Origin of the sequence: Listeria innocua (assembly GCF_028596125.1) — a bacterium.
Lineage (GTDB): Bacteria > Bacillota > Bacilli > Lactobacillales > Listeriaceae > Listeria > Listeria innocua.
The window spans coordinates 76,570-90,696 of sequence record NZ_CP117229.1 but is presented as its reverse complement, the minus strand read 5'-3'; the positions used below and the strand labels follow the sequence as shown (position 1 = coordinate 90,696).

The 14,127-nt window shown below is 36.1% G+C and carries 8 protein-coding genes; all 8 read right to left on the bottom strand.

Annotated features, from left to right (window positions below):
• Positions 1 to 8: 8 nt before the first annotated feature.
• The gene (gene atpD / locus PQQ29_RS00980; protein WP_003772623.1) at positions 9 to 1,379 is read right to left on the bottom strand and encodes a F0F1 ATP synthase subunit beta; all 1,371 of its coding nucleotides are present in this window, start codon (positions 1,377 to 1,379) and stop codon (positions 9 to 11) included.
• Positions 1,380 to 2,252 (bottom strand): F0F1 ATP synthase subunit gamma, encoded by an 873-nt coding sequence (locus PQQ29_RS00975; protein ID WP_003772625.1) that lies wholly within the window; start codon positions 2,250 to 2,252, stop codon positions 1,380 to 1,382. It lies immediately after the preceding gene.
• Positions 2,249 to 3,745, bottom strand: coding sequence for a F0F1 ATP synthase subunit alpha (locus tag PQQ29_RS00970; protein ID WP_003772628.1), 1,497 nt, complete (start codon positions 3,743 to 3,745; stop codon positions 2,249 to 2,251). Before PQQ29_RS00970 ends, PQQ29_RS00975 begins: the two co-directional genes overlap by 4 nt.
• Positions 3,742 to 4,773 carry a F0F1 ATP synthase subunit delta gene (locus tag PQQ29_RS00965; RefSeq protein ID WP_010990233.1) on the bottom strand — a complete coding sequence of 344 codons (1,032 nt, stop codon included), beginning with the start codon at positions 4,771 to 4,773 and terminating at the stop codon, positions 3,742 to 3,744. Before PQQ29_RS00965 ends, PQQ29_RS00970 begins: the two co-directional genes overlap by 4 nt.
• A gap of 11 nt (positions 4,774 to 4,784) precedes the next feature.
• A complete protein-coding gene (locus PQQ29_RS00960) occupies positions 4,785 to 5,027 on the bottom strand; it encodes an ATP synthase subunit c family protein (protein ID WP_003721714.1) in 243 nt (80 codons plus the stop codon).
• A gap of 56 nt (positions 5,028 to 5,083) precedes the next feature.
• Positions 5,084 to 7,363 carry a cell envelope integrity TolA family protein gene (locus PQQ29_RS00955; RefSeq protein WP_010990232.1) on the bottom strand — a complete coding sequence of 760 codons (2,280 nt, stop codon included), beginning with the start codon at positions 7,361 to 7,363 and terminating at the stop codon, positions 5,084 to 5,086.
• Entirely contained in the window at positions 7,360 to 13,200 is a 5,841-nt protein-coding gene (locus PQQ29_RS00950) for a hypothetical protein (protein ID WP_010990231.1), read from the bottom strand. The genes PQQ29_RS00955 and PQQ29_RS00950 overlap by 4 nt, the downstream gene beginning before the upstream one ends.
• A gap of 113 nt (positions 13,201 to 13,313) precedes the next feature.
• Positions 13,314 to 13,973, bottom strand: coding sequence for a cyclic nucleotide-binding domain-containing protein (locus tag PQQ29_RS00945; RefSeq protein WP_010990230.1), 660 nt, complete (start codon positions 13,971 to 13,973; stop codon positions 13,314 to 13,316).
• Between the last annotated feature and the right edge of the window lie 154 nt (positions 13,974 to 14,127).

Here is a 14,127-nt window from a genome sequence, read left to right as displayed (position 1 = left end):
CTCTCCTCCTATTTCAAATCTTTGTAGGATCCGATAAACAAGAATTCCCGCTCAGAACGTTCATCATATTCACCATTCAAAATACGTTCAACGCTGCTCAACAAGTCTTCAATTTCCACAAATATTCCTTCTGTACCAGTGAATTTTTCAGAAACATAAAATGGTTGTGATAAGAAGTTACGAATTTTCCTTGCGCGATGAACGAGTTTTTTATCCTCATCACTCAACTCAGCCATACCAAGAACGTTGATAATTTCTTGCAACTCCATGTAACGTTGTAAAATAAATTTGACTTGAACTGCCAACTGATAATGACGTTCCCCAACAAAAGTTGGATTAAGTGCCCGTGAGAACGATTGAAGCGGGTTAACAGCTGGGAAAATACCTAATGCTGCTATCGAACGCTCAAGTACAATCGTTGAGTCTAAATGGCTAAATGTTGCAACAGCGGAAGGATCATCAATATCATCAGCTGGTAAAAATACACATTGAATGGACGTAATCGAACCATTCTTAGTCGACGCGATGCGGTCTTGGAAGTCACCAACTTCTTTTGAAAGGGTCGATTGGTATCCACCTGTAATTGGGATTTTACCTTGTAAGGAAGATACTTCAGAACCTGCTTGAATGAAACGAAAAACATTATCGATAAACAAGAGAACATCTTTTTTCTCTTCATCACGCAAATATTCCGCTATCGTAAGGCCAGTAAGTGCTACACGCATACGTACGCCAGGCGATTCATTCATTTGCCCGAGTACAACTGTTGTTTGAGGTAAAACCCCACTTGATTCTAATTCATTATATAAACCAATACCTTCTCTGACGCGCTCACCTACTCCAGTGAAAACGGAATTTCCGCCCATCATACTGATATTGTTAATTAACTCTTGCATTAATACTGATTTTCCTACACCAGCACCACCGAAAAGTCCTGTTTTACCACCTTTTAAAATGGGGCAAATCAAGTCTATAACTTTAATGCCTGTATATAGGATTTCTTTATTTGTATCAAGTTCGCGAAGTAAAGGTTGTTCCCGAAAAATCGGCCATTTAACTTCTGCTTCTGGTTCTGGTAAGCCATCAATTGCCTTCCCATAAACATTTAACATACGACCTTGTACAGTTTCTCCAACAGGAACTTCAATAGGATGCCCTAGATTAATAACTTCTGCTCCTCGGGCTAGACCACTAACTTCACCAATCGCAATCGCTGAAACAGTGTTAATTCCTGTATGTTGAACAACTTCTGCTAAATAGGTGCCTTGATGTGTTTTATATTCAAGCGCATGGCTGATTTCAGGTAGTTCGCTCTCATTAAATTCGATTTTTAAAACAAAACCACTAATACTAATAATGGTTCCTATGTTTTTTTTCATTTATTCTTCTTCCTTCCTGATCGTCTGTGCGCCACTAATAATATCTAATAGCTCGCCTGTTTTTTGTTGCAATGCTTTTTTTCTAGCATCAAAAACGGCTTCTTCATGCTGTTTATGAATATTATCTTTTGCTTGTTTCATCGCAATCCGGCGCATACAGTACTCACTTGCAACCGAATAACGAAACATACTATAAAGCAGACCACATAGATAATTTTCTAGTAACAATTGCTCTACTTGTTCATCATCTGTCTCAATATCTAGCACATAATCAACTTCAATGGTTTCTGCTTCTGGTCCTTCAGGAATGTCTGGATATATTTTTTCGCACATTGCTTCTGAATGAACTGCATTGAAGTATTTCGTGAAGATAACGTATAAAGCATCCATTTCTTGTTTATTGATTTGGTCAATAAAATCTGCTGTTACTTCTGTAGTTGTTTCCAAATCAATATTTTCAAGTGAGAACTGCAAGTATTCACTAATATTCTGACCTAGTTTCGTTAAATAGCGATGACCTTGTTCGCCCACTACGATCCAATTGATTGTAACTTGATTTCCAAGTGTTTCAATCAGCCGGTCTATTTCAGCAAATACTTCACTGTTGTAGGCTCCGCATAGTCCTCGTTCAGATGTAATTGCAAGGGCAGTGACGTTCTTCTCTTCGGTTGTTTGTAAATTATTACCGTTGTACATTGTTTTTCTAACCCAACGCAAACTTTTCAAGATAGTTTCGTAATAACTAACTGCTGCTTCGGCTTTTGTCCGTAGTCCAGAAAGTTTACCAAGGGTTGCTAATTCCGTTACGTGGACAATTTTATAAGTTGAGTTCAATGCTTTAATCTTTTTTCGCGCTTGATCTATGCTACTCAACTGAAAGGCCTCCCCGCTTCCTGAATAATCTCTTCTAACATTTTGACGTGTGATTCATTCAGTTCACTAATTTCCTCTATTTGGTTCGAGAATTCTTCAAACTTCTGATGCGCATGAGCTTTTTCTAATAACAAGCCTTTGAACGATTGAACATTAGCAGGCGCCATTTTTGTTAAAAAGCCATTTTGGAAAGCATATAAAATGGTGATTAATTCAGTCACAGATAGTGGGCTCAAAATGTTTTGTTTAAATAACTCTGTTAGCATACGGCCATCTGTTACCATTTTCATACTTCCATCATCAAGTGCATTACCAAAATCAAGTAATTCTTTTAATTCCTCGTACTGAGAAAGGATAAGCGTTAAATTCTTACTAAGTTTACGAATAATTGGATGTTGCGCGTCTCCACCGATTCTGGAAACTGATACCCCGACATCCACTGCAGGTTTTTGACCACGGTTGAACAAATCGGATTTTAAGAATAACTGACCATCTGTGATAGAAATAACGTTTGTTGGAATATACGCTGTTACGTCATCCGATAGTGTTTCAATCATTGGAATAGCTGTGATTGAGCCGCCGCCATGATCCTGATTCATTTGTACCGCTCGTTCTAAGAGACTCGAGTGAATATAAAAACTATCTCCAGGATATGCTTCTCTTCCTGGTGGACGATTAAAGAGCAACGTAATCGCTCGATAAGCATCCGCATGTTTAGTTAAATCATCAAAAATAATTAAAACGTCTTTTCCTTGATCACGTAGCGCTTCTGCAACGGCCATTCCAGCATAAGGAGTTAAATACTGTGCAGTAAGAGAATCACTTGCTGCTGTCGCTACTACTGTGGAATAATCCATTGCGCCATGCTTACGAAGGGTTTCAATAACCTCTGCAATATAGGCTGCTTTTAACCCAATTGCTACGTAAATACAGTGCACATTTTGATTGTGTTGATTAATTATTGTATCTACAGCAATCTGCGTTTTTCCTGATTGGCGATTTCCAAGGATTAACTGACGCTGACCTCGACCAATCGGTGTTATCGAATCAATAACCGCAAGTCCTGTATTGAGCGGACGCGTTACACTATCAATAGTCATAATCGCTGGCGTTACACAGAATAGCGGGCTGCTAGCAGTTGGCTGTTCATCGCTTACGTCGTATAGCATTTTCCCTGTAGTATCAATAATACGGCCAGCCATATCTTCAAAAAGATTTACTTCTATAAAATGATCTGTAACAGAAACACTCATTCCTTCTAAAATGTCATTTGTTTTATCAATTAAGCCGATACCAACAAATTCTTCATTTAGTTCTAGGATTACGCCGCGATGTCTGCCATCGATTGTAACGGCTTGGTGGAGTGCCGCATTTTCTAATCCTGAAGAAAAAATTACACCATCAGAGATTTTCTCAACCCTGCCATTTTCTTTTAAATATTCCAAGTCCACATGGGCTTCGTATTTGTTTATATCAAAATGAATATTTTTCAAAGTCTCACTTCCGCTTCCATTTTTTCTGTTGTGCGTTTGATTAGTTCCTGATAGCTCATATCAATCGACTTTGTTCCATAATTGATAATAACTCCACCAATTAATTCTTTTTGTACTTGATATTCGATTTTATAGTTTGTATGGGTTGGCTGCCACAGCTTATCAAAATGATTTGCTGCATCTTCACTAGCCACATCTACACGAATAAGCCCTGTATAAAAGTGAATGTTATAAACCTCTAAATAATTTCTGTAAAGTCCACGAGTTTGACGATAAGAGAAATGTGTCAACATATAGAATAGGAACTCAACAAATTCATGATTTAATTCATCTAATGTGCCGTCTTCACGCATAACTTTAAGCTTTTGTTCCGGCGACAAGTAACTACTTTGATAAATTTGTTTAACAGAAAGCTTACTTGCACGCTCATGGAACATTTCGAACGACTTTGTAAATGCATGTAGCTCTTCTGAAGTATGCAATTCGAACAAACGTAAAAGTACTTTATATGGAAGTGCCAGACGGATTTTTTCGGTCCGTACTAGTGCATCAAATTCACGAATTGCTTCTGTAAATAATTGCGCTTCCTCTTCTTCTGATTCAACAAATACTTTTTGCATGATTTCAGTAACACAGCTACTTAGTGATTTATATGGTGCATGTGGAGTTGTCTCAATACTAGGAACTTCAACAATTTGTTTAGGTTTTTCGTTTTGCCACATTTGTAATTCTTGTTCGTATTGTCTATTTCGAGCAACTAACTGATCGATTTCTTCAAGAAAAATAGTCTCTTTTTGTTCAGCTTCAATAGCTAATTGCCTATTTTTCTGCTCTTCTTTGTTTGTAGCGACCTTTTGTCTTTTTAGTCGACGTAATAAACTTTCTTTTTCAAGTGACTTATCTTGGCTAACTTCGTAAAAAAAGCTAGTTAAAATATTTTCCAGTTTTTGCAAGGTAAAATATAGTAAATATAAGAAACCCACTCCAAAAATACTGTAAAGGACTATTGTTTGAATCAATTTTTCCATGCTCTCACCTATCATATGAACGGGTTAACCCAAAGCAAGATGACTGCAATTGCCAGTGCAAAAAGCATTAATGCAACTATCATCAGGAGTCCCAAAAAGAGACCTCCCATAACTTCTTTTTTTGCATTCGGGTTTTTTCCGATAATTTCTGTTGCTCTACTAACCGCGATTCCCTGTCCAATTGCAGCTCCTAAAGTCGCAAGCCCAATTGCCAGTGCGGCGCCAATTACGCTACATGCAACTACTAAATCCATTATTATTTTCCTACTTTCTGTTTGAGATTGGGGCACGAAGAAGATGTGCCCCTCTACTATTCTTGATATACGTACAGTTGCAGTGCGCCATTAGTGTCATAAACTGCAACACGGTAATCAAAATTTTCTTTCGCAATTTTCGAGATTGTCTCCATGTGATTGACTAGACCAGATTCGTCAGCTTGCAGTTCTTTGCTACTGAATGCAGTCCAACTATTCTCTGTTCCAGCTGCACGTCTTTCTATGGCAATCCGATAAGTCTCGCCTGCTTTGCGCTGCATGGTAAATTTCATGTCATAAGTGGCATTTTGCGGGGCCAGAACTTCTTCTATTGGAGTTGTTAAGCCGCCATTTTGTGCCTTTTCTTGTTCCGTTTCTTCTGTTTGTTTTACACTATTATCTTCTGTTTGGAACGGTGTTAGAGAAATAGTGAATTTCGCATCTTTGTCATATTCAATGTCTTGTTTAATTGGATATTCGAAAGTTTTTGTTTCATTTGTGTTGTTTTTGGTTGTTTTAAGGACTAATTTAGCCTCTAAATCAACTGTTTCTTCATCAGTAATTGGTACTAAGCGAATATTTCCTTTTTCTTGATTAACGATTTTGTAATCTACTTTGGATTGATCTTTTTCATCCTTTAATTCAACAGTAGCTTGATTTATCGTGTAATCTGTGGAATTCCAGTCATACTCAACTTGAACAACTTTATTTACTGATAAATTAGCTCGTAAACTTCTTAATACAGTTGCCTGCATTGTGTAGTATTTTTCTGAGCTATTTAATTCAATTGTTTCGCCATTTTTCATTTCAATGATGGCTTGGAATTGGTATGCGGTACTTGGAGATAAGTCTGTTACATTTAGAAGTTCTCCGTTACCGTTAATGAAGTTTGTACCAACATTCATATAGAAAGAATCACCATTTGCTTGTTTAACTTTGATACGAGCGCGTTTTACATCTTCTATTTGTGCATCTAGAGAAATGTTTACTTTCATTGACGTACTCGTAACACTTTGCATTTGGTAAACTGCTGAAACTGATTGGGTTGTAAAAGATTCGCTCTTCATTTTAACTTCTTGAATGCCTTTATCTGTTCCTAAATCGTACTGATAAGTGAATTCAAGATGATACTTCCCATTTGGAGAAAGACCTGTTAGTGTTGCTTCTGTATCAACAGCTGATACATAGCGAGTGTTAACTGTTTTACCAGTTTTTTCGTCTACAACACTGATTTTAGTTACTCCAATCAAGGTATTATTTGGATCCGAGTAACTATAGCTAACTTTCGCACTAGTTACGCCAGGCGCAATATATCCAATTCTGAGTACTGGAATATTTCGCTCCAATTTCTTGTTCAATTCCTCGATTTTTTTAAGGACTGCTTCGTAATTATCAATTTCCTCTAAATCTTTTTGAGCTTTTCCAGGTGAACCACCCGTATTACCTTTAGAGGCTGTTTCTGATGAACCACTGCCAGCCTTTAAATCATTTCCGTATTTCTTCGTTGCATTTAGACCACCATTTGATGATCCATTTTGGTTACTTGCTTTACTTCCTGACTCTTTGTCATTAGCCGCTGTTTTATCGCTTGCTTCGGTTTTATCTTCAGCAGCTTTTTTATTTTCGGCTTCTTTTTCGTCTTTTTTAACAACGATTTTCTTATTGTCTGTTCCACCAAAACTAGCAAGGTCAATCTTGCGTTCGCCAATTGTATAAGTTTCATTACTAGCATCTAAAACCGTTTCATCGTTAACTTTTAATGTCATATGGCCTAAATAACGGCTTTTCTTTTTATTTTCATAAATAGTGACACTACCAGTTTTATCTATTAGTAGAAGCGGTTTAGAAACTTTCTTAATTTCTTTTCCACCAAGGTACAGTGTTGCATCTGCATTCAAGAAATATTGACGATTAGCTAGTTTAACAACACTTTTTTCAGCGATTTCGGAGTTTTTATATAGATAGGAAGCGGCTTTTTGTTCATACACTTGTCTTCCTTTTAACTTGGTACTCACGCCGTTTATATCAATGACTGGGACACTTTTAGTAAACATTAATGCATCCTTGTCTAAATAAAGAATCGTGCTTTGCATAATTTGGTTACGCGTATCGTCTTCATCATTTTTAGCGATTAGCTGGTCATCATTCCAGCTTCGGTAAAGCGTGTGGCCTTTTTGAAATTGCAATGTTTCTTGTTCATTATTTAGAACCACACCATTACTAGGGAGGGAGACAAGATCGTATCTTGCCTCCTTAAAGGACCCCCATAAGATTACAGAAATAATGATTAACGGAACAGCTGCAACGATTAGACCTATTTTCCATGTAGGTTTCATTTACTTGCCTCCAGTTCGATAATCCCAAAAGTTTTTCCTGATTCTTTTTCTTTAACAGTAACTTTCGAATCATGATAATTTGCATCGATTTCGACCCCGGCATCTAGATCTTCTTTTTTAATCGTTTTTGTTTCTTTAAAGTCTTTTCCGAACCACGACTGCACTTTTTCCATAGTAGTAAGTTCTTTTGGTTCAATAGTGACAGTAAGTTCTGTTTTTGCATCACCGGTATCTTCGGTCATCAATGTAAAGCTATCTTTAGTAATATTAGCTTTAAGGTTATTTTCATCGTTATTTCCTTGGTAAAGAGCAACTGGCTTATCTTTCTCATCAGTAACAGTTATTGCATAATTGCTAGTTGGTTTAATCGATAAATCAACTGTTTTTGCAATATCTTTCGCTGCAACTTTTTCTGTATCTAGTACTTTGCCAGCTTCATCTTTTAGTTCAAACGTGTAAGTTTGTTTGTCATCTTTGTCCATTTCCTTCGCATCTAATGCCACGCTTACTTTTTCGTCAGTAGTTTGTACTTTTCTAAACGATTTTAAGTTCGCCGCAACATCTTCTTGCAAGGTAATAAAGTTGGACATTTTTTCATAAGTTTTAACTTCATTTAATTGTGTGCGGTAAGTGATGACCATCTTACCTAAGAAACTTTGATTTTGCTTTTTACCTGCGACACTGAAGTTTGCAGAAACTGTTCCAGGGTAAGAACTTGGTAAAGTAACTGTTTTTCTTTCAACTAAACTTGTTCGCTCGTTATTACCACCATAATCAAGTAACTCGTAGAACTCCATTTGGATTTTTTCAATGGTTGTTGATCCCGGACTCACTTCTTTTGCTTGTAACTTGATTTGTTTAGTTGCTGCATCAAGTTGAATAGTAAGTGAGTTCGAGGTTACATATTCAGCATCAGTCGTAAAGTTTAAACTATTACTCCATGACTGACTTCCATCTCCACCCAAGTTATCGTATTTTGTACTGATTGTTAATGTATAACCTGTTGCGGGTTCTAAGTTCTCGAAGGTGTTTAGCCAACTTGCTGTATTTCCACCTGTGAAGGCACCTTTTTTAACTGTTTTACCAGTCGTTGTTTCTTTTAATACATATTGGAACTGTTTATTTGTTCCACCAATAAAGTAACTGTCAGGATCGTTATAAGAGAATTTCAATGTTGCTTCTCTCGTAGAAACGTTTTCTAACTTGATTGGTGCCGAAACTGCTCTTGGCGGATTAATATAAATTGCTTGTGCATTACTTAAGAAAATTGGTGCCTTAGCTAGGCTTGTTTTCATAAAGGCTGCAATTACATAAGTTTTTCCGGCAGAATAGTTCTGAGCACCAAGGCTGTTATACAGATCAAATTCTGGTGTTTTCGATAAACTTTCAAAAGTTGCAGCTGGCGTCTTAGTACCTAATTCTTGTTCCAGCGCTACTAAATCAGATAACTCAGCATTTATTGTTGAAGCATCATATAAACGATACTCAATATTAGTTAAAACGCTACTTTCATCGATAAAATTGTTATTTCCTTTGATTGTTCTGGCTCCATAAGCTGGACTCCATGAGTAGCTTGTTGATTCCATGCTTGGTAGACTTTTCTCTGTGGTTATTGTTTCAGAATAGTAAACTTTATTCTGTGGACCTTCACCATCTAACAAATCATATTTACCTTCTACTTTGATGACATATTTTTTGTCAGGAGAGAGGTCTGTAACGAAAATGTCTCGAGTTGGTAAGCCGTCAATTCGAACAGATTTGACAAGTGTTTCTCCATCTTCTTTGTACGCATTAACAAATAACTCATTTTCGTTATCTTTTTTAACTGTTGTATTATCTTTATCTTCACCAACAACATCTAACTTAACGCGTCTGTCATAAATACTAACCTCTTCAGCAGTAATATTTGGTTCTACTAAAGCTTTAGTAGTAATTGCTTGCGAGACTTGTGAAACGCCTTCTTGTGCTGAATAAAGATCAATTTTTGAGCCCGCTGCTTCCGTAGAAACAAGCCCTGACGAGAAGTCAACATAACGACCATTTAGTTCTGCTACATAGCTTCCGTCTTCTTGACGTCTAAAGCTAAATGGATCGGCTGTTTCACTGTTGCTTATCATAACCCCACCGCGATATGCGATGTACTTGTTTGTCCAGATGTTTTTGAATTTAACACCAGCGATATTACCTTCTGAGTCAGTTGGACCTTTCGTTACTCGGTAGACATCTGCACGATTTAGGTTTCTCGTTGTAGATAAGCCACCGTTAGACGAGGTTACAAATGCCGAGCTATTATCAATAGAAACATAATAGTTTTCAAATAACTTCTCATTGTTCATTCGGTTTTCTGAGTAGTTCATTTTCATATCGAGTGTTAACTCATGCGATTTGTTAAACCACACATTCCCGAATGGCAAGCTAAGGTTTTGTGGATCAAATTGCTCGTCACCAATTTTAGCCTCTGTATAATCTGGGCTTGTACTTTTTGCTTCTTGAAGACTGTAGGTTGTTTTCATTACATTACTTTTTGCCACATCATCAGGTTCAGGTGTTATTTTTAGAGACCGACCAGTTTCATCTAATGCGATTTGCGCACTAGCTTTTGGTGCAGTAGTATTCATCGCTACCAAAGTTTTTGTCATAAAGTCAGTTGTTACTGCTGGTTCGCCCGCTGTAATAACATAGTCTCCAGTTGTTTTAATAGTTGTCGCTCCTTCACTTGAAAGCGGCAATGTTACTGTATTTTTACCATTTTTAAGTTGTTCAGAACCACCAGTTGAGCTAGTAATTTCAAGTTTTCCAGGTACAATAGCGCCCTCAATGTCTCTTACATAAACATTTAGTTTTACTTCTGTCGCTGTTCTTCTTAAAATTTCGTATTCAACAGTTGGTTTTTCTTTTTTGATTTGAATTGTTTCGGAACTGATTTCAATACGATGATCTTCATAATTATCGTTCCAAATTACTTCTGCTTTAATTACGTAATCAAAACCACGACCTAAAGCATTATTTGTTAGATCAAAGTAAGAGTGTCTTTCAAACTCAGCCGCTGTTGAAACTTCTTGTTCAACAAGTGGCGTATTTAAGTCATCTACTTTATAGATACGATAAGTGATGGAACTAACTGCATTATAATCATCAATCAGTGGTTTTTCTGTAGCTTCAATACCTGCTAGTCCGCCTACTTTCAATTTATTCGGTTGATAATCAAGTAGCACTTTATCAGTTATTGGTGATGCCTTTTTCGTTTTGAAAACAAGTTGACCTTCAACTGGGACTTGGTTCATTCCGCTGTCTAAACCATCTTCTACTTTTACTAGATATTCTTTATTAATAGCTAGTTCTTCAAAAAGATAGGTTACACCATCTTCAGTCATTAACTTGTTAAAATCATCATTTAGAGGAACTGTTTTTACTAATGTGTTATTTTTCTTATCATAGATTTTTAAGTTCGCGGAGTTTAGTTTCTTCGCGGCTTCAGATAATTTGATATTAACTTCAGCTTGGTTAGTCGTTACGGATTCCAACGTGAAAGTAGCATTAACTTTCGCGATTTCTTTCGTTTGGAACACTCCGGATTGACCAATAAGCTGATCTACCATAATTCCTGCGCCATCATCTAAGTTATAAGAAGCTGTCATAACAACAACGTAATAAGTTTCACTTTCTAAACCGCCGAATTCAAGTAAGTTTGTAATCTCGTTTTTATTTCTAAGATCTACAGTAGCAACTGGACTTCCATCGTACATTCCTTGTGCATCAGATTTATAAAGTTTTAAGGTTGGATGCGTCAAATTATCGTAAAGTAATGTATTATCTGCATCAAAAACTTCATAATTGATTGTTAGTTTGTCCTGCTCTGCTTCTTTCAAAGAAAATTCTACAGTTGGTTTACTTTTCAATCCGACCACTACGGCATTAGAAACTGGTGTAGCAAGCGTAAAGTCAGATTGATTATTATTACCAGAAATGTACGCTACAAAAACGTAATTTCCATCGCTCATATCAACCGTACGTCCAACTTTTACCGCCGTTTTCTTTTGACTTGCATTGACAACAGAATAAGCATATTCTTTTGCATTCTGGCCGTTTGCTTTGTAATCCTCTTCTAAATAAGCTACATAGCGTATATTAGTAATAGAATTATCTGTATCGATTAGATTGATTGGTACGGCAGTGAATTCACCTTTTTCAGTACTATATGAAAGGTCTATTCCTGCCATTGATGGTTTTGCTTTTAGTGTAGATGCAATGAAATACCAATTATCATCAGTTACTTCTTTACCATCAACTACTAATTTCTCCATCTCAATAATGTATTCTTTACTACTATTTAACGAATCAAATTTAACGTCTACTTTGCCGTTTTGCGTTAGCTTATTAGCATCAACTTTCACCGTTTTCGAAGTAGCTACATTACTGTTGTTTTCTTTAACTCTTAAGACTAATTCATCTATTTTGCCGTATAGCTCTGTTGCAGTTAGCTCAGCTGTTAAATAATTTTCGCCGCGTTCGATAATTTTTGGCGTTAATACAACTGGTTTAGCTTCTACTGTTTGGCGGAAGAAAATCGTCTCTTGTATTTTGTCGCTGGCGGATTTATATTTCCCTTGCACAACGACTTGGTAGCTTTCGCCGTATTTCAAACTATTAAAATCAAAAGTTTGATTTGCTTTTGAAGAGCTTAATGCTACTTTCTTCACAACTTTATTTTCACTGTCGTAAAGAATTGCTTCCAAGGATTGCAGTCGTTCGGAAGAGTCTGTTAGCTTTAATTTTGCTGAAGCTTTTTGTCCTTCAACTGCTAATTCAACATCGACAATTGGTACTTGGAATGTCTTTAGTCCTTCAGCCTCGTTTAGCTTTTTGATAATTTCATTCGCTTTATCGACATCTGTAGTATTTTGGTTGTCTTTTGTGGTTCCACCTTCATTTGCGTTACCCTTAGTAGTTGTTCCAGTGTCCCCGCCATTAGCAGATCCGTTTGCTCCCTCTGCCTTATTTGTATTATCATTTGTAGCTTGATTTGTATTTGTATTTGTTTTTGTTTGTTCGTTGTTTTTTTCTTCTTGTTTTTTCGTTTCATCTTTTGTTGTTTTATCTGTTGTTTCTTTTGTCGCTTTTAGATTACGGTTTTCAGCTTTGTCATCTATTTCGACTTTAATCGACCGAATATCAATATCTTCTTCATTATCCGTTTGACTAACTAATATTTCTTTACTTAAATCAAATTGATAACGATTATTTTCCATCTCAATATAGGCATCATCGCCAGCTAACTCTTCTAAAGTTTTTTCTCCCATTAATAAAACTTTCTTATTCTCGTCAATGGAAACTATTGTGTTTTTGGGTAATTTTTTGTTAAGTCCTTTTTTGTTCTTCAAATAGGCATTATCTAAAATAATGTAACGTCCTTCAGCAAGCTTAACTACTGTGCCTTTTGGAAGTTGTGCAATCGCTTTGTCTTTTGTGTCTGTTGCTTTATACGTTCCTTTGCTTTCAGTGACAGATGTTTTTGACGGCATCTCAATTAGGTCTGATGCACTTTTAATAGCTACACTTTTACCTAAAAATTGAATTCGTCCATCTTTTAAAAATAATGTTCTCGCCAAATTGATCGGCTTTACTTCTTTTCCATCCGAAATAGTTTTTTCGTTATTAAGCCAAGCATCGTTGTACTTTGCATCCGGTGAAAAAGTAACTAGTTTTCCTTTAGGGCTGTAGGTAAACCCTTCCGTTTCAATAGCATAAGCATCATTTCGCGTTAGGAAAAATGCTGAAACAATTGCGCTTATAGCAAGTACTGAAACAATAATTACGACTAAAATATTTTTCTTCAAGTCCTACTTCCACCTCGTTTGTGTGTATATTTTTTATGCTTGGAAAAGAACTTGAGATGTTGCTTCAAGTCTTGTACCATTAGAAAACATTCATTTCTTGTTTTCTTTTTAAATTAATCCGCTACTTTTTGAACATCTCGTTCAAAGTATTCAAGTCTCATTTCGCGTCCTTTAAGTTTCCATGGAGAAGATTTAATATCCAGCATTCCTTTGTTGTGTAATTCATTTACAGTAGAAGATATCGTGGAAATGGAGCAGTTTGCTAATTTGGCCAGAATATTTATTTGAAGCCATTCTGGGAAAACTGGTAATGTGGTATTAGATAAGTTATTTTCTAATAAAAAATTGAGAGTAGAGACAACTTTATTTTTCGAGTTTTCAATACCAAGTAACGCTTGCCTCTTTAAATCTTGTTCATTTTTTTCTGCTATTTGTAAGAAGAAGTTTGATAAAATTTGATCTTCTTCCAACTTTCCAAATACACCTTCTGCACTTATTAAACAAATTTCAGAAGTTTCTAGAGCTTTTAATACCACTGGATTTCTAGTTGGGAAAATGAGATTTTTTTGAAAGAAGCAGCGAACGATTCCTTTTTTCTTTCCATCACTTTCTTCAATTAATGTTCCGCTTTTTACTAACAATACGTGTTCTCTATCTATCGTAATGCTTTCCCATGCTTTAATTTGCTTGCAAACATAAGAAAAGTTATCAAGTAAATAAGCGTAAATAATCGCATCTCTTTTAATGTAATCATGGTATTCAATATACTTCATTTGTGTAATCATCCTTTCTGAAATTCCACCACAAACTTATTATCTTAGAAAACAAAATATTTTCGTACAGGCAATTACACCTAATTTACGAGAAAAGACACTCTCTTAGACACTATTTCGTAACATTTACCGTTTGAACAAAATCTCAGAAAAC